Annotated in this window: 14 protein-coding genes; 6 read left to right on the top strand and 8 right to left on the bottom strand. The window is 75.1% G+C overall.

All coding sequences use genetic code 11. From position 1 onward, the window contains the following. Window positions 1-75: 75 nt before the first annotated feature. The gene (locus EPD83_RS13085; RefSeq protein ID WP_128366819.1) at window positions 76-1,038 is read right to left on the bottom strand and encodes a glycine betaine ABC transporter substrate-binding protein; all 963 of its coding nucleotides are present in this window, start codon (window positions 1,036-1,038) and stop codon (window positions 76-78) included. A 284-nt stretch (window positions 1,039-1,322) separates the two neighbouring features. Between EPD83_RS13085 and purD the strand changes: the two genes are divergently transcribed. Next, a complete protein-coding gene (gene purD, locus EPD83_RS13080; protein ID WP_128367351.1) occupies window positions 1,323-2,609 on the top strand; it encodes a phosphoribosylamine--glycine ligase in 1,287 nt (428 codons plus the stop codon). A 17-nt stretch (window positions 2,610-2,626) separates the two neighbouring features. Here the strand turns inward: purD and EPD83_RS13075 are convergent, their stop codons facing one another. Next, the gene (locus tag EPD83_RS13075; RefSeq protein ID WP_128367352.1) at window positions 2,627-3,550 is read right to left on the bottom strand and encodes an LLM class F420-dependent oxidoreductase; all 924 of its coding nucleotides are present in this window, start codon (window positions 3,548-3,550) and stop codon (window positions 2,627-2,629) included. A gap of 9 nt (window positions 3,551-3,559) precedes the next feature. Then, entirely contained in the window at window positions 3,560-4,990 is a 1,431-nt protein-coding gene (locus tag EPD83_RS13070; protein ID WP_128367353.1) for an MFS transporter, read from the bottom strand. Between the two features lie 57 nt (window positions 4,991-5,047). Between EPD83_RS13070 and soxR the strand changes: the two genes are divergently transcribed. Continuing rightward, window positions 5,048-5,503 (top strand): redox-sensitive transcriptional activator SoxR, encoded by a 456-nt coding sequence (gene soxR / locus EPD83_RS13065; RefSeq protein ID WP_128367354.1) that lies wholly within the window; start codon window positions 5,048-5,050, stop codon window positions 5,501-5,503. 33 nt (window positions 5,504-5,536) lie between these two features. Here the strand turns inward: soxR and EPD83_RS13060 are convergent, their stop codons facing one another. Together EPD83_RS13060 and EPD83_RS13055 are read right to left on the bottom strand one after the other, a co-directional pair. Further along, window positions 5,537-6,760 carry an MFS transporter gene (locus tag EPD83_RS13060; protein WP_128367851.1) on the bottom strand — a complete coding sequence of 408 codons (1,224 nt, stop codon included), beginning with the start codon at window positions 6,758-6,760 and terminating at the stop codon, window positions 5,537-5,539. A 41-nt stretch (window positions 6,761-6,801) separates the two neighbouring features. Beyond that, window positions 6,802-7,263 (bottom strand): MarR family winged helix-turn-helix transcriptional regulator, encoded by a 462-nt coding sequence (locus tag EPD83_RS13055; RefSeq protein WP_128367852.1) that lies wholly within the window; start codon window positions 7,261-7,263, stop codon window positions 6,802-6,804. A gap of 290 nt (window positions 7,264-7,553) precedes the next feature. Between EPD83_RS13055 and EPD83_RS13050 the strand changes: the two genes are divergently transcribed. After that, on the top strand, window positions 7,554-8,525 hold the full coding sequence (locus tag EPD83_RS13050; RefSeq protein ID WP_128367853.1) for a phosphoribosylaminoimidazolesuccinocarboxamide synthase: 972 nt from the start codon (window positions 7,554-7,556) through the stop codon (window positions 8,523-8,525). A gap of 69 nt (window positions 8,526-8,594) precedes the next feature. On the opposite strand, the gene EPD83_RS13045 is transcribed toward EPD83_RS13050, so the two are convergent. From EPD83_RS13045 to EPD83_RS13035, 3 genes are read right to left on the bottom strand one after another with little or no spacing between them, the layout of a single operon-like run. Further along, window positions 8,595-9,155 (bottom strand): TetR/AcrR family transcriptional regulator, encoded by a 561-nt coding sequence (locus tag EPD83_RS13045; protein WP_128367576.1) that lies wholly within the window; start codon window positions 9,153-9,155, stop codon window positions 8,595-8,597. Then, complete coding sequence (locus tag EPD83_RS13040; RefSeq protein WP_128367575.1) at window positions 9,152-9,583, bottom strand: SRPBCC family protein; 432 nt, start codon at window positions 9,581-9,583, stop codon at window positions 9,152-9,154. The genes EPD83_RS13045 and EPD83_RS13040 overlap by 4 nt, the downstream gene beginning before the upstream one ends. Window positions 9,584-9,624: 41 nt before the next feature. Then, the gene (locus tag EPD83_RS13035) at window positions 9,625-10,008 is read right to left on the bottom strand and encodes a VOC family protein (protein WP_128367574.1); all 384 of its coding nucleotides are present in this window, start codon (window positions 10,006-10,008) and stop codon (window positions 9,625-9,627) included. A gap of 82 nt (window positions 10,009-10,090) precedes the next feature. On the opposite strand from EPD83_RS13035, the gene EPD83_RS13030 reads away from it, so the two are divergent. The 3 genes from EPD83_RS13030 (at window position 10,091) to EPD83_RS13020 (ending at window position 15,864) form a co-directional block, all read left to right on the top strand. After that, window positions 10,091-10,744: a TetR/AcrR family transcriptional regulator gene (locus EPD83_RS13030; protein WP_128367573.1), complete on the top strand. Its 654-nt coding sequence runs from the start codon at window positions 10,091-10,093 to the stop codon at window positions 10,742-10,744. 85 nt (window positions 10,745-10,829) lie between these two features. Continuing rightward, window positions 10,830-14,735, top strand: a complete 3,906-nt coding sequence (gene purL / locus EPD83_RS13025) for a phosphoribosylformylglycinamidine synthase (protein ID WP_165566681.1) — start codon at window positions 10,830-10,832, stop codon at window positions 14,733-14,735. 13 nt (window positions 14,736-14,748) lie between these two features. Continuing rightward, on the top strand, window positions 14,749-15,864 hold the full coding sequence (locus EPD83_RS13020) for a winged helix DNA-binding domain-containing protein (protein WP_128367032.1): 1,116 nt from the start codon (window positions 14,749-14,751) through the stop codon (window positions 15,862-15,864). Window positions 15,865-16,206 lie beyond the last annotated feature (342 nt).

Genomic DNA, 16,206 nt, shown 5'->3' with positions numbered 1-16,206 from the left:
GGGCACGCGAACGGCGGCGGCCCCCAGGGGGGTCCGCCGCCGCTCGCCGGTGTCCGTGCGGGACGCCGAGGAGGATCAGCCGTTGAGGCCGATCTCGTCGATGTAGTCCTCCGCGACCTTGTCCGCGGAGTCGCCCTCGACGTCGACCTTCGCGTTGAGCTCGGCCATCTTGGCGTTGTCCAGCGGCGCGAGGATCTTGTTGACCATGTCGTCGTAGGCCTGCGCGTTCTTCTGGTACACCTCGTCCTGGAAGACGTAGGAGACGTTGTACAGGATCATCACGCCGGGGTCGTTGACGAGCTCGAGGTTGAGCGCCGTGATGCGTCCGTCGGTCGTGAAGACCTCGCCGAAGTCGCAGGAGCCCTTGGCGGTCTCGGTGTAGATGAGGCCGGTGTCGAGGATCTTGATCTGGCTCTGCGGGACCTTGTACTTCGTCGCCTTCTCGAACAGCACGAGGCCGTCGGGGCGGTCGGGGAACTCGGTCTCCATGCACACCGTGGAGCTCGGGTTCGCCTTGAGGTAGTCGGCCATCTTCTGGAAGTCGAAGCCGCCCTCCTTCTTCGCGAGGTCACCGTTGGCGGCGAAGCCGTAGGTGTCGTTGAAGGGGGAGGTGCCGACCCACTTGAGCTTGTTCTTCTCCAGGTCCTCCTTGGCGACCTTCTCGTACAGCGCCTTGGGGTCGTTGCCCGGGTCGTCGTGCTTGAGGTACACGGTCCAGCCGGTGCCGTTGTACTCGGGCGAGACGTTGACCTGACCGGCCAGCAGCGCCTCGCGGTTCACGGCCGAGCCACCGAGGTTGGTCTTGTCGGTGACGTTGGCGCCCTGGGCCTCCATCGCCTTGACGAGGAACTTGCCGAGGAGGATGTTCTCGGTGAAGTCCTTGGAGCCGACGGTGATGCTCACGCCGTCGAGGGCCTTGGCGTCGCCGCCACCGCCTCCTCCACCGCCGCCACCGCTGCTGTCACTGCCACAGGCGGTGAGGGCCAGTCCGGCGACGAGCGCCGCCGCCGCGAGAGAGATGGGCTTGCGTGTTGTCATGGATGCGTCACCTTCGTGTCGTCGGAACGTCGAACGATGTCGTGCCAGGCAGCGCCGCGCCTCCCGCTGAGCGTCGTCCACGGTGGGCGAGAGCACACGTCGGGTGCGTCCACCGGACCGGGGCGCGGAGGACTGCCGCACCCACCATCGGCCCTCGCGCCCCTTCGTGTCCGCGTCCCCGCCGGTGATGTGACGGAATCGTGACCGCTGGAGGCGCTTCGTCTCGGATGGCGCAACATGCGCGCGGCGCAGCGCGGCGGGGCCGCTCCCCTAGGCTGGCCGGCGTGAAGGTCCTCGTCCTCGGGTCCGGTGCCCGCGAGCACGCCCTCGTCCGGTCGCTCGCCTTGGACCCGTCGGTCGACGCCGTCCTCGCCGCGCCCGGCAACCCCGGCATCGCCACCGTCGCGCACTGCGAGCCGCTCCCGGGCGGTCCCGCGGACGCCGCCGGCGTGCTGGACCTCGTGCGCCGCCACGACGTCGACCTCGTCGTCGTCGGGCCCGAGGCGCCGCTCGTCGCCGGGGTGGCCGACGCCGTCCGGGACGCCGGCGTCCCGTGCTTCGGACCGTCCGCCGACGCGGCCCGCCTCGAGGGCAGCAAGGCCTACGCCAAGGAGGTCATGGGCGTCGCCCAGGTGCCGACGGCGCTCGCCCACGTGTGCACGACCCTGCCGCAGGTCCGGGACGCCGTCGACGCCCTCGGCGCGCCGTACGTCGTCAAGGACGACGGGCTCGCGGCCGGCAAGGGGGTCGTCGTCACCGAGGACCGGGACGAGGCGCTGGAGCACGCCGCCGCGTGCCTGGCCAAGGAGGACGGGCGGGTCGTCGTCGAGGAGTTCCTCGACGGCCCCGAGGTCTCGCTGTTCTGCGTCTGCGACGGCGAGACCGTGCTGCCGCTGGCGCCGGCGCAGGACTTCAAGCGGGTGGGGGAGGGCGACAGCGGCCCGAACACCGGGGGGATGGGCGCGTACAGCCCGCTGGCCTGGGCGCCCGAGGGCCTCGTCGACGACGTCGTGGCGCGGGTCGCGCAGCCGGTGGTCGACGAGATGGCCCGGCGCGGCACCCCGTTCGCCGGGGTCCTCTACGTCGGGCTCGCCCTCACCGCCCGCGGGCCGAAGGTCGTCGAGTTCAACGTCCGCTTCGGCGACCCCGAGACCCAGGTCGTCCTGGACCGGCTGCGCACGCCGCTCGGCCGGCTGCTGCTCGCCGCCGCCACCGGACGGCTGGCCGAGGTCGAGCCGCTGCGCTGGTCGGCGGACACGGCCGTCACGGTCGTCGTGGCCGCCGAGAACTACCCCGGGGCGCCGGTGACCGGGGGACCGGTGACGGGCGTCGAGGACGTGCCGGGGGCGCCGGGCGCCTACGTCCTGCACGCCGGGACCGCGTACGACGACGACGGACTGCTCGTCGCGTCCGGCGGCCGGGTGCTGTCGGTCGTCGCGTCGGGGGCGACGCTCGCCGACGCCCGCTCCGCGGTCTACGCGGCGGTCGACGCCGTCGGGCTCCCCGGCTCGCACCACCGCCGCGACATCGCCGCGGCGGCCGAGCGGGGCGAGGTCGCCGTCCCGTCCTGACCGTCGGTCCCGACCGCTCAGGCGGTGAGGGCGGCGTGGGCGTCGGCCAGGTGGTCCAGGTCGGCGAGGTCGAGCATCTGCAGGTAGACCCGGGCCGCGCCGGCCTCCGCCAGCCGGCCGAGCCGGTCGCGGGCCTCCTCCGGGGTTCCGGCGACGCCGTTGCGGCGCAGCTCGTCCGGGTCGCGGCCGATGGCCTCGGCGCGGCGGCGGACGGCGGCGTCGTCCCGGCCGATGCAGACGACCTGGGCCGCGGAGTGGACGAGGCTCATCGGGTCGCGGCCGTGCTCGTCGCAGACGGTGTCGACCCGCGCGAAGAGCCGGGCGGTGTCCTCGACCGAGGAGAAGGGGACGTTGAACTCGGCGGCGTAGCGGGCCGCGAGGCTCGGCGTGCGGCGCTTGCCGCCCCCGCCGACGATGACGGGCACGCCGCCCTCCTGGACCGGCTTGGGCAGGCCCGGCGAGTCGCTCACCGGGTAGTGCGAGCCGTCGTGGTCCCAGCGCGACCCGGCCGGGGCGCGCCAGAGCCCGGTGACGACGGCCAGCTGCTCCTCGAGCCGGTCGAAGCGCTCCTTCAGCGGCGGGAAGGGGATGCCGTAGGCGGCGTGCTCGGCCTCGAACCAGCCGGCACCGAGCCCCAGCTCGACGCGCCCGCCGCTCATGGCGTCGACCTGGGCGACGGTGACGGCGAGCGGCCCCGGCAGCCGGAAGGTCGCCGACGTGACGAGCGTGCCCAGCCGGATCCGGTGGGTCTCGCGGGCCAGGCCGGCGAGGGTGGTCCACGCGTCGGTGGGGCCGGGACCGGGGTCGCCGTCGCCCATCCGCAGGTAGTGGTCGGACCGGAAGAACGCGTCGTAGCCGAGGTCCTCTGCGGCCCTGGCCACGGCGAGGAGGTCGTCGTAGGTGGCGCCCTGTTGGGGCTCGGTGAAGATGCGCAGGTCCATGACCCCACGCTACGCAGGCCGCGGCGCGGCGTCGCCCCGCTGCCGGGCCCGGGCGGGCGCCATCCGGGACGCGCCGGCCGCGACGACGAGGGCGACGAGCGCCCCGCTGGTCATGAGGGCGGCGAAGCGCGGTCCGTCCATCGCCGGCCCGAACCACGCGACGACGGCGCCGACGAGCCCGGTCTGCAGCGCCACCCCGGTCGAGATGGCCAGGCCCTGGGCGGCGCTCGCCCGCCCGCGCTCGGCCCGCGGCGCGTGCTCGAGCAGCTCGGTCGACAGGGTGGGGGAGAGGATGCCCATGCCCGTGGCGGCCAGGGCCCAGCCGACCATCCCGGCGGCGACCGGGAGCAGGTCGAGCGCGAGGAGGACCGGCCCCGCGGCCCCGACCGCGATGAGCAGGCCGCCGGCCCGGGTGCGGACGGCCGCGGTGACGCCGTCCTGCACGCGGCCGGTGCTGTTGAGCCAGGACCCGAACGCCCACATGACCCCCGTGACCGAGAGCGAGACACCGGCGACGGTCGTCGACACGTCGTGGGTCGTCACGAGCATGAGCGGCAGGACGGACCCCACGCCGGTGAAGGCGGCCGAGGTGAGCAGGCGCAGGCCCACGACCGCCGGGACGCCCGGGGCGAGCCGTGCCGTCCCGGCGGGCAGGGCGCGGGTGGCGGCGAGGACGACGACGACGGCGCCGGCACCGACGACGGCGAGCCCGGCGACCCGCGTGGCGGTGGAGTCGAGGAGCGGGGCGGAGAACGTCGTGACGGCGAGCCCGGCCGCGAGGAGGACGGCGGCGCCGAGCCGGCCCCGGGCGCCGGGGTCGTCGGCGCTCGTCGCGGCCGGGCCGCCGCCCCGGCGCAGGGCGACCCGCAGCAGGACCAGGGCCGGGGGCACGACGAGCAGCGGGCCGAGGAAGACGAACCGCCAGCCGGCGAGCCCCTCGATGGCGCCCGCGAGTCCGGGGCCGAGCAGCGAGGGCAGGATCCAGGCGGCGGCGAAGGACGCGAAGACCTTGGCCCGCAGCGACTCCGGCAGGGCCTGGGCGACGAGGACGAGCAGGGTGGTGTCGACGAGGGCCTCGGCCGCGCCGGACAGGGCCCGACCCGCGACGAAGAGCGGCATGGTCGGCGCGAGGGCGGAGACGACCTGGGCCGCGACGAACAGGCCGAGGCCGGCGAGCAGCACCGGCCGCGGGCCGAGGCGGTCGGTCCAGGACCCCGACCAGGCGGTCGCGACGGTGAAGGTGACGAGCGAGGCGCCGGTCGAGGCCCCGAACAGCGCCCAGCCGTCGAGGTCGCGGACGACGACGGGGAGGATCGTCATGACCGCGCGGTTCTCGAAGGCGGCCAGCGTCACGAGCGCGACGACGCCGACGACCACGGGCAGGTACCGCCGGTCCAGCAGCCGTTCGCGGGGGGCGGTCGGGGAACTCGTGGCGGTCACCGCCCGACTCTCGTCCCTCAAGCGCACCTGAGGTCAAGCCGGGGCTAGCCTGCGGGCGTGGACCGTCACGACCTGCTCCCCATCGGCGAGGTCGCCGCCCGCTCCGGGGTGAGCGTCCCCACCGTCCGCTTCTACGAGGAGAAGGGCCTGGTGTCGTCGGTGCGGACCGGCGGCAACCAGCGGCGCTTCGAGCGGCACGTGCTCCGCCGGATCGCGGTGGTCCGGGCCGGCCAGCGGTTCGGGCTGAGCCTCGCCGAGATCGCCGACGCACTCGCGGCCCTGCCGCCCGACCGCCCGCCGACCACCCGCGACTGGGAGCGGATGTCCCGGCGCTGGCACGATGACCTCACGGCGCGCATCGAGGCGCTGACCCGGGTGCGCGACGGGCTGTCGTCCTGCATCGGGTGCGGCTGCCTGTCGCTCACCTCGTGCCCGGTCTACAACCACGACGACGAGCTGGCCGCCGAGGGGCCGGGCCCGCGGCGCTGGCCCCCGGTCACCCGCGACGGCTGACCGCGCGGGTGGGTCCGGACCGGGCCCGGGGCGTCAGGCCGAGGCGACGGTGACGCCCTCGGCCTCCTCGCGGGTGGCGAGCGGCTCGGCCTCGCCGGCCTCCTCGTCCTCGGCGGCGAAGGCGGTGCGCAGGAACGAGCGCCCGGTGGCGAGGACGGCGACGGAGACGACGACCGCGGAGGCGCCGACCCAGAACGGCACGTGGATGGACTCCTCGCCGAGCCGGCCCGCGAGCCAGGGGGCGACCGCCCCGCCGGAGAAGCGCACGAAGCTGTAGGCGGCCGAGGCGACCCCGCGCTCGACGGGCGAGACCTTCATGACGGTCTCGGTGATGAGGGTGTTGTTGATGCCCAGCAGCCCGCCGGCGACGACGACGCCCGCGACGAGCACCGGCTTGTGCTCGGTCCAGACGGCCATGACGGCGAGGACGACGGCGAAGCCGAGCAGGGCCCCCACCATGCCGGCGAAGGTCCCCACGTGCCGCTGCACGAACGGCGCGATCCACACCGACGCGACGGCGAGGAACAGGCCCCAGCCGAAGAAGACGAGCCCGGTGCCGTGCGCGGACATGTCGAGCGGGAACGGGGTGAAGGCGAGGAGGGTGAAGAAGCCGAAGTTGTACAGCAGCGCGGTGACGCCGACGGTGAGCAGCCCGCGGTGCCGCAGTGCCTTGAGCGGCGCACTGATCGGCGTCGGGTGCGGCTTCTCGTTCGCGGCGGGGAGCGTCACCCAGGTCGCGACGAGGGCGAGGAGCATGAGCGCGCTGACGCCGAAGAACGGCCCGCGCCACGAGATGCTGCCGAGCACCCCGCCGACGAGCGGCCCCGCGGCGATGCCGAGGCCCAGCGCCGCCTCGTAGAGGATGATCGCCTGCGCCACGGAGCCCCGGGCGGCGTTGACGATCGTCGCCAGCGCGGTCGCGATGAAGAGGGCGTTGCCGAGACCCCACACGGCCCGGAAGCCGACGATGGCGCCGACGCTGTCCTGCAGCCCGGCGAGCCCGGCCCCGACGATGATGATGGCCAGCCCGACGAGCAGGGTGCATTTGGCGCCGATCCGGCTCGAGACCCAGCCGGTGACGAGCATGGCGACGCCCATGACGGCCATGTAGCTCGTGAAGAGCAGCGACACCTGCGAGGGCGTGGCGTCGAGCTGGTCGGCGATGGGCTTGAGGATGGGGTCGACGAGGCCGATCCCCATGAAGGCGACGACGCAGGCGAACGCGACGCTCCAGACGGTCTTGGGCTGACGCCACATGGGCTGGTGCTTCCTCTCGAGGTGGGGTGGTGGGGGCTGGGTCAGGGGGTGCGCGGGCCGACGCCGGCCGGGTCGGGGTCCGCGGCGCGGGTGGCGTCGACGAGCCCGGAGAGCAGGTCCACGGCGGCGCGCAGCCGTGCCGGGTCGACGCCGGATCCGGCGAGCACCGGCTCCAGGGCCCGGGCGCGGGCGCGCCGGGCGTCAACGAGGGCGCGGGTGCCGGCGGGGGAGAGGGCGACGAGGATGGCCCGTCCGTCGGCGGGGTCGGCGGTGCGGGTCACGTAGCCGTCGGCTTCGAGGCGCTGCACCTGGGCGGTCATCGTCGGCTGGCTCGTGTCGTCGGCGGCGGCGAGGACGGTGACGCGGGTCGGGCCGAGCTCGTCGACGAGGGCGAGGACCCGGGTCTGCGCCCACGGCAGGCCGAGGTCAGCGTGGCGGCTCGCCCAGCGGGAGAGGCGGGCGGCCGACCGCAGCAGGTCGTCGGCGAGGTCGTCGGTGCTCATCACCCTCAACTATAGATAGATAGCCTATCTATATCAACCGCGCTGGTCCCGACTTTCCCGCCCCATCCGCGAAACCAGGGGTTCGCAAGGTCGGGAAACCCCCGCGAACCCCCCGGTTGCCGGATGGGGCGGGAAAGTCGGGGTTCGCAAGGTCGGGAGACACCCGCGAACCCCCCGGTTGCCGGATGGGGCGGGAAACCAGGGGTTCGCAAGGTCGGGAAACCCCCGCGAACCCCCCGGTTGCCGGATGGGGCGGGAAAGTCGGGACGTGGGGGTGGGAGGATCGCGTCATGGCCGACGCGCACGAGCCCGCCCGGGACGACACCGCCGCCGACGCCGCCGAGACCGTCGGCGCCGCCGAGGGCGCCGCGGCCGCCGGGGCGCCCGAGCTGCCGGGGTACGCGCACGTGTACTCCGGCAAGGTGCGCGACCTCTACGCCCCGGTCGACCCGGCCAGCGGCGACCTGCGCCCCGACGTGCTGCTGCTCGTCGCGTCCGACCGGATCAGCGCGTTCGACTTCGTCCTGCAGACCCCGGTCCCGGACAAGGGCGCGGTCCTCACGCAGCTGTCGCTCTGGTGGTTCGAGCAGCTCGCGGACCTCGTGCCCCACCACGTCGTCTCCACCGACGTCCCGGACGCGGTCGCCGGCCGGGCGGTGCTCGTGCGCCGCCTCGAGATGCTGCCCGTCGAGTGCGTCGCCCGCGCCTACCTCACCGGCGGCGGGCTCCGCGAGTACCGGGCCGACGGCCACGTCAGCGGGCTGCGGCTGCCCGACGGCCTCACCGACGGCTCCCGCCTGCCCGAGCCGCTCTTCACGCCGTCGACCAAGGCCGAGCAGGGCGCGCACGACGAGCCGATGTCCTACGCCGACGTCGAGACGGCGGTAGGGCCGGCGCTCGCCGCCCGGGCCCGCGACCTCACGACCGCGATCCTGCGGCGCGGCAACGAGATCGCGACCGGCCGCGGCATCCTCGTCGCCGACACCAAAGTCGAGTTCGGCCTCGAGGACGGGGAGCTCGTCCTCGCCGACGAGGTCCTGACCCCGGACTCCTCGCGCTTCTGGCCGGCCGACCAGTGGGAGCCCGGCCACCCGCAGCCGAGCTTCGACAAGGAGTTCGTCCGCGAGTGGCTGACCTCGCCGGCCAGCGGGTGGGACCGCACCTCCGGCGAGGCCCCGCCGCCCCTGCCCGACGAGGTCCTCGAGCGCACCCGGGCCAAGTACGTCGAGGCCTACGAGCGCCTCACCGGCCGCCGGTTCTGAGCGGGACCCCGGGTCGACGCCCCTCGCGCTCGCGGGGCGCTCCCCGGCCGGCCCCGCCGACGACGACCTTCACGACCCCTCCTGCACCTCGCGCCGGACCGTCGCGGTCCATGCGGCCATCGCCCGGTCGGCGGCGGCGCGGTCGCCGGTGACGGCCACCCCGAACAGCAGCCCCCGCGCCAGGGCCAACGACTGCAGGGCCACGACGCGGGCGCGCTCCGGCGCCAGGCCCATCGACGAGTAGGCCTCGGTGAAGGCCGGGAGCCAGCCCTCGCCGAGCCAGTGCCGCAGGGGCTCGGCGTGCGGCTCGCCGCGCATCGCGTGCGTGGACAGCTCGAAGAACAGCGGCGCGAAGACCGCGGCCCGGTCGGCGACCCGGGACCAGAACAGCGCGCCGGCCTCGAAGGGGTCGGCCCGAGCGGCGACGAGCTCGAGCAGTGCGTCCTGCTCGGCCCGCTCGACGGCCTCGACGACGGCGCCGAGCAGCCCGGCGCGCGAGCCGAAATGGTAGTTGAGCATCCGGTGGCTCGTCCCGATCCCGGCGGCGAGGGTGCGCAGGCTCGTGTCGCCGACGCCGTGCTCGGCGAACCAGGCGACGGCGCGTCCGAGCAGCTCCTCGCGCGGGGTCACGCGTCGGTGCTGCGGGCCCGCGCCGTGGCCTCCAGCGCCTCGGCCTCGCGCGTCACGTAGTCCCGCGCCCGTGCACCGAGCGCCCGACGGACCAGCCCGGCCAGCGGACCGGTCCAGACCAGGGCGAGCCGGATCGTCGTCCCCTCCGGTCCGGCCAGCAGTTCGTGGCTGCCGGTGCTCGTCACCCCCGGGCTGCGCGACTCCCAGGTGAAGCCCCGGCCGGGCTCCCACGCGGTGACGGTCCACGTCGCGCGCCGGAGCCGCGGCTGGTCCACCGCGTAGGACGCGCCGACGCCGTCCGGACGGTCCGGGTCGACCGCGCGGACAGCGTCGACGGTCGTGAGCCAGTCCGCCCAGTGGCGGACGTCGGCGAGCACCGGCCACAGGGCGTCGGAGGGCAGGTCGGTCGGGCGCGTCACCTCGGTCATGTACCAGATGGTACACACGCCGACGACGTCGTCGCGCGGCGTCAGTCGCGCCGCAGCTCCTGGACCGACCAGCCGTTGCCGTCCGGGTCGCGGAAGAAGGCGAAACGGCTGCCCGGCTGCCCCTCGGGCCCGAGCTGCTGCACGTCGCTGATGTCCACCCCGCGGCCGGCGAGCTCGGTGCGCAGGGCGTCGAGGTCGTCGACGACGAGCTGCATGCCCTGGCTGGCCCCGGGCTCGCCGAGCGGCATGCCCTCGCCGATGACGACCGACGTCGGCGAGCCGGGCGGGGTCATCTGCACGACCCGCATGCCCGGCGCGGGGGCGACGTCGTGGTCGAGGCGGAAGCCGACCTGCTCGGTGTAGAAGGCGAGTGCGGCGTCGACGTCCGAGACGCCGATGCCGATGACCTCGAGTCGCATGTCCATGACAGACCCTCTCGTGTAGCGGAATGTTCCGTTCCGATTATAGCGGAACGGAACGAGTTGTTCCACTGCTAGGGTCGGATGCGTGCCGGACGACCCGACGAAGCCCGCGCCCGAGGTCCCGCTCGACGGGCGCCGCCGCGAGGCCGCCCGCAACGACCGCCGCATCCTCGACGCGGCCCGGGCGGTCCTGCTCGAGGACCCCGGTGCCCCCGTCGCCGCCGTGGCGAAGCGGGCCGGCGTCGGCATCAGCGCGCTCTACCGCCGCTACCCGGGCAAGGACGCCCTCCTGCGCGCCCTGGCCCGGGACGGCCTGGAGCGTTTCGCCGCCGCACTGGAGGACGGTCTGGCCGACGAGCGGGACCCCTGGACCGCCTACACCGCGACGCTGGCCGCGGTCGTGGAGGGCGGCAGCCAGGCGCTGGCGCAGCGCCTGGCCGGCACCTTCGAGCCCGACGACGACCTCGACCGCCTCGCCGCGCGCGCCGACCGGCTGTGGGTCGCCCTGGACGCCCGGGTCCGCGAGGCCGGGGCGCTGCGCGAGGACGTGACCGCCGCCGACGTCGTCCTCCTGCTCGAGGTCGTCATGCTCGTCGACGTCCCGGACGCGGCGCGGGTCGAGGAGCTGCGGCAGCGCTACCTCGCGCTGCTGCTGCACGGCCTCAAGGCGCCGGCGGCCGGGCCGCTGCCGGGGGCGCCCGCGGACGGCGCCGACCTCGCGGCGCGCTGGCGCCGGTAGCCTGATCCCGGCACCTCGCCGGCCCTCGGCCCGCCCGCCCCACCCCCGCGCCGCCCGGCGCACCTCGACCGGAGACCTCACGCCCATGGCCCCGTCGCACGACCGCGTGCTGACCGTCGTCCCCGGGGGCAACGCGCTCTCGACCTTCCGCGCCGCCGGCGTCCTGGCCCGGCTGCGGGTGGTCGCCTCGCAGGTCACCGGCGTCACCGCCCGGCACGTGCACTGGGTGCTCTCCGACGGGCCGCTGGACGAGGCCGCGCAGGACACCGTCACCCGGCTCCTCACCTACGGCGAGCCCGCGGCCGAGCCCGCGCCCGCGGACCACGAGACGCTCGTGGTCGTCGCCCCGCGGCTCGGCACGCTGTCGCCGTGGGCGTCGAAGGCGACCGACATCGCGCACAGCTGCGGCGTCGACGTCCGCCGCGTCGAGCGGGTCACCGAGTACCTCATCGCCTCCCGCGAGCCGCTGACCGAGCGGCAGTGGGGCGCGGCCGCCGACGTGCTCCACGACCGGATGACCGAGTCGGCGCTGCCCGAGCGCGAGGCCGCCGCCGGCCTCTTCGACACCCGTCCGGCCGAGCCGATGGTCCACCTCGACGTGCTCGCCCGCGGGCGCGAGGCCATCGAGGCCGCGGACCGCGAGTTCGGGCTGGCCCTCTCCGGCGACGAGGTCGACTACCTCGTCGACGCCTTCACCGCGCTGCGGCGGAACCCGACGGACGTCGAGCTCATGATGTTCGCCCAGGCGAACAGCGAGCACTGCCGCCACAAGATCTTCAACGCCGACTTCGTCGTCGACGGCGACGCCCGGCCCCGGTCGCTGTTCGGGATGATCCGGCACACCGAGGAGGTCGGCGGCGAGGGCACCGTCGTCGCCTACTCCGACAACGCCTCGGTGATGGTCGGCGGGCCCCGCACCCGCTGGCTCCCCGAGTCGGTCGACGGCCCGAGCGCCTACCGCGGGCGCGAGGGCGAGGTCCACGTCCTCATGAAGGTCGAGACCCACAACCACCCGACGGCCATCAGCCCGTTCCCCGGCGCGGCCACCGGCGCCGGGGGCGAGATCCGCGACGAGGGCGCCACCGGGCGCGGGTCGCAGCCCAAGGCCGGCCTCACCGGGTTCGCCGTCTCCAACCTCCACCTGCCCGGCACCGACGAGCCGTGGGAGCGCGAGGAGTACGGCGCCCCGTCCCACCTCGCGACGCCGCTGGACATCATGCTCGAGGCGCCGGTCGGGGCCGCCGCGTTCAACAACGAGTTCGGCCGCCCGGGGATCGGTGGGTTCTTCCGGGTCTTCGAGCAGACCGTCGACGGCGTCCGCCGCGGGTACCACAAGCCGGTGATGTCGGCCGGCGGGCTCGGGACGATCAGCGCCGACCTCGTCGAGAAGGTCGTCTTCCCCGCGGGGACGCTGCTCGTGCAGCTCGGCGGGCCGGGCATGCGGATCGGCATGGGGGGCGGCGCGGCGTCGTCGATGGCCGCGGGCGCCAACTCCGCCGACCTCGACTTCGACTCCGTGCAGCGCGGCAACCCCGAGATCGAGCGCCGCGCCCAGGAGGTCGTCAACCACTGCTGGAGCCTCGGCCCGGACGACAACCCGATCCTCGCCATCCACGACGTCGGCGCCGGCGGCCTCTCCAACGCCTTCCCGGAGCTCGTCGACGGCGCCGGGCTCGGCGCCCGCTTCGACCTGTCGGCGGTGCCGCTGGAGGAGTCCGGCCTGGCGCCGAAGGAGGTGTGGTGCAACGAGTCCCAGGAGCGGTACGTCGTCGCCGTCGCCCCCGACGCGCTCGCCCGGTTCGCCGCCCTGTGCGAGCGCGAGCGCTGCCCGTACGCCGTCGTCGGCGAGGCCCGGGACGACGGGATGCTCGTCCTCGCGGACGGCCCGGAGGACGGCGACGGCGACGCCGACCGGCCCATCGACATGCCGATGGAGACCCTGCTCGGCAAGCCCCCGCGGATGACCCGCGACGTCGCCTCCGTGCACTGGGAGGGCGACCACCTCGACGAGACCGCCCTCGACCTGCGCGAGTCCGCCTACGCGGTGCTGCGGCATCCCAGCGTCGCGTCCAAGCGCTTCCTCGTGACCATCGCGGACCGCACCGTCGGCGGGCTCACCCACCGTGACCAGATGGTCGGGCCGTGGCAGGTGCCGGTGGCCGACGTCGCCGTCACACTGGCCGACCACGTCGGGTTCGCCGGCGAGGCCATGGCCTCCGGGGAGCGCATGCCGCTGGCGTCGGTCGACGCCCCGGCGTCCGGGCGGATGGCGGTCGGCGAGGCGCTGATTAACCTGCTCGCGGCCCCCGTCGCCGACCTGCGCCGGGTCAAGCTGTCCTGCAACTGGATGGCGGCCTGCGGCGAGGTGGGCGAGGACGCCGCCCTGTACGCCACGGTGCAGGCCGTGGCGATGGAGCTCTGCCCCGCGCTCGGGGTGTCGGTGCCGGTCGGCAAGGACAGCCTGTCGATGCGCACCCGCTGGACCGACGTGCACGGCGACGCCAAGCAGGTGACCTCACCGGTCTCGCTCGTCGTCACGGCCTTCGCGTCGCTGCCGGACGTGCGCGGCACGTGGACCCCCCAGCTGCGCGACGGGTCCACGCTGCTGCTCGTCGACCTCGGGGCCGGCCGTGACCGGCTCGGTGGGTCGATGCTCGCGCAGGTGTCCGGCGCCTTCGGGCGCGAGGTCCCGGACCTCGACGACCCCTCGCGGCTCGTCTCCCTCGCCGCCGCCCTGCGCGACCTGCGCGAGCGCGGCCTCGACCTCGCCTACCACGACCGGTCCGACGGCGGGCTGTGGGCGACCCTGGCGGAGATGTCCTTCGCCGGCGGCCTCGGCGTCAGCGTGCAGGTGCCCTCGGTGGCGGCGCTCTTCGCCGAGGAGCTCGGTGTCGTCCTCGGGGTCCCCGAGGCCCACCTGGACGACGTGCGCTGGGTGCTCGGCGAGCACGGCCTGGACGACCTCGTCTCCGTCCTCGGGCACACCGTCTCCGAGCGGCGGGTGCGGGTGGCCGTCGGCGACGACGGGACCGTGCTCGACGAGCCCCTGCGCGACCTCGCGCAGGCCTGGGACGAGGTCTCCTGGCGGATCTCGGTGCTGCGCGACAACCCCGGCACCGCCGACGAGGAGCACGCCGCGGTCGGCGCCGACGACGACCCCGGGCTGCACCTCGCCCCGACCTTCGACCCCACCGAGGACGTCGCGGCGCCGTACGTCGGCACGGGGGTGCGGCCCAAGGTGGCGGTGCTGCGGGAGCAGGGCGTCAACAGTCACGTCGAGACCGCGTTCATGCTCGACCGGGCCGGGTTCGACGCCTACGACGTGCACATGACCGACCTCCAGACCGGCCGGGCCGACCTCGCCGACGTCCAGGGCCTCGTCGCCGCCGGCGGGTTCTCGTACGGCGACACCCTCGGCGCCGGCGAGGGCTGGGCCCGCGCGGTGCTCTTCAACCCGCGCCTCATCGAGTCCTTCCACGACTTCTTCCACCGCGACGACACGTTCGGGTTCGGCATCTGCAACGGCTGCCAGATGTTCGCCGCGCTGGCGGACCTCGTGCCCGGTGCCGAGGCGTGGCCGCGCTTCACCCGTAACCGGTCCGAGCAGTACGAGGCGCGGCTCACCCTCGTCGAGGTGCTGGACTCGCCGTCGGTGCTCACCGCGGGGATGGCCGGCAGCCGCATCCCGATCGCCGTCGCGCACGGCGAGGGTTTCGCCAACTTCGCCCGCCGTGGGGACGCCTCGGCGGTGCAGGCCGTGGCGCGGTTCGTCGACCACCACGGCGCCCCGGCGTGCAGCCACCCGCACAACCCCAACGGCTCGCCGGGCGGCCTCACCGCCGTGACGACCACCGACGGCCGGTTCACGGCGATGATGCCCCACCCCGAGCGGGTGTCCCGGAACGTCCAGCTGTCGTGGACCTCGGGGGCCGTCGCCGACGAGAGCCCGTGGCTGCGGATGTTCCGCAACGCCCGCGTCTTCGTGGGCTGAGGGCGGGGCGGTCGTGAGCGCCGGGATCGACGACCGCGCCGTCGCCCGGTGGCGCTTCCGCACCCTGCTCCTCGACGGCGCGTCGGCGCCCGACGCCGCGTCCGCGGTGCGGTCGCTGCTGGCCGTCCAGGCCGAGAACCCCGAGCAGACCGGCTGGGCGCTGGCCTCCCGGACCCGCGGGCTCACGCCGGCGGGGCTGCGGGGGCTCCTCGCCTCCGGAGAGCTGGTGCGGACCCACGTGCTGCGGCCCACGTGGCACCTCGTCCACCGCGAGGACCTGCGCTGGCTGCTCGAGCTCACCGGGCCGCGGGTGCGCCGGCAGGCGGCGCGCCAGCTGGACCGCGACCTCGGACTGGACGCGGCAGCGGTCACGACCCTCACGGACGTCGTCGTCCGTGCTCTGACGGACGCGCCGGACCTCACCCGCGAGGGGCTGGCGCGGGCGGTCGCGGCGGCGGGGCACGAGGTGTCCGGCACGCAGCTCATGGTGCTGCTCGTGCACCTCGAGCTCGGGCTGCTCGTCGCCGGCGGGCGGCCCGTCCCGGACGACGGCGTCGGGACGCACACCTACCGGGTGCTCGGCGATGACCTGCCGGCCTCGCCGTACGCCGACCGGGACGAGGCCCTCGACGCCCTCGTCCGGCGGTACGTCGCCGGGCACGGTCCCGTCACCGAGCGCGACCTCGCGTACTGGGCGACGCTGACGCTGGGGGACGTGCGTCGCGGTCTGGCGTCCGCGGGCGCGGACCTCGCCTCGTTCGAGCACGACGGGCGCTCCTTCTGGCACCTGCCGGACCAGGAGCCGCCGCCCCCGTCGTCGGAGCCGCAGGCGCACCTGCTGCACCTCCTCGACGAGTGGTACCGCGGCTACCAGGACTCGCGCCGCGTCGTCGACACCGCCGGCCGGCACCCGGCCGGGCGCGAGCCGTCGATGGGTCTCGCCGTCGTCGACGCCCAGATCGCCGGCACCGCAGCCCGCACCACGCGTCCGGGCCGGGTCACCTTCGAGGTGGCGCCCTACGGGCGGCTCTCGGCGGCCGAGAGACGCGCCCTGGAGGCCGAGGCCCGGCGCTACGGCACCTACACCGGCCGCGACGCCGAGGTCCGCTGGGCGTCCGCCGCACGCTGATCGTCCTGGTGCGCGTGCCGGTCGACGACCGGAGGGGTGCGGCCGCCGGCTCCCGGGTCGTGGGGTCGCCGCCGAGGACGAGGTCTCGTCGCCCCCCGGGTCGCCGACGGTGGGAGCCTCGCCGATGGACCCGGACCCCGGGGACACGGACCGGCAGGACGAGCCGAGGAGCGCGGGAGCGCGGCGTGCCACGGGGCGGACGCAGCGCGAGGGACACGCGCGCCACGGACGTTGCGTGATGACAGGGAAGCTGCTGCGTCGACCTGCAGGTTCGGTGTCACGACCGTCGGCGAACGGGCCGACCCCCCGGGCCCTCGCTGAGCGGACCGCCGGGGGCCGCCT

This window comes from Phycicoccus flavus (assembly GCF_004025965.2).
Classification (GTDB): Bacteria; Actinomycetota; Actinomycetes; order Actinomycetales; family Dermatophilaceae; genus Phycicoccus; species Phycicoccus flavus.
The sequence above is the reverse complement of the archived record's forward strand: the minus strand, read 5'-3'. Positions and strand labels throughout refer to the sequence as shown.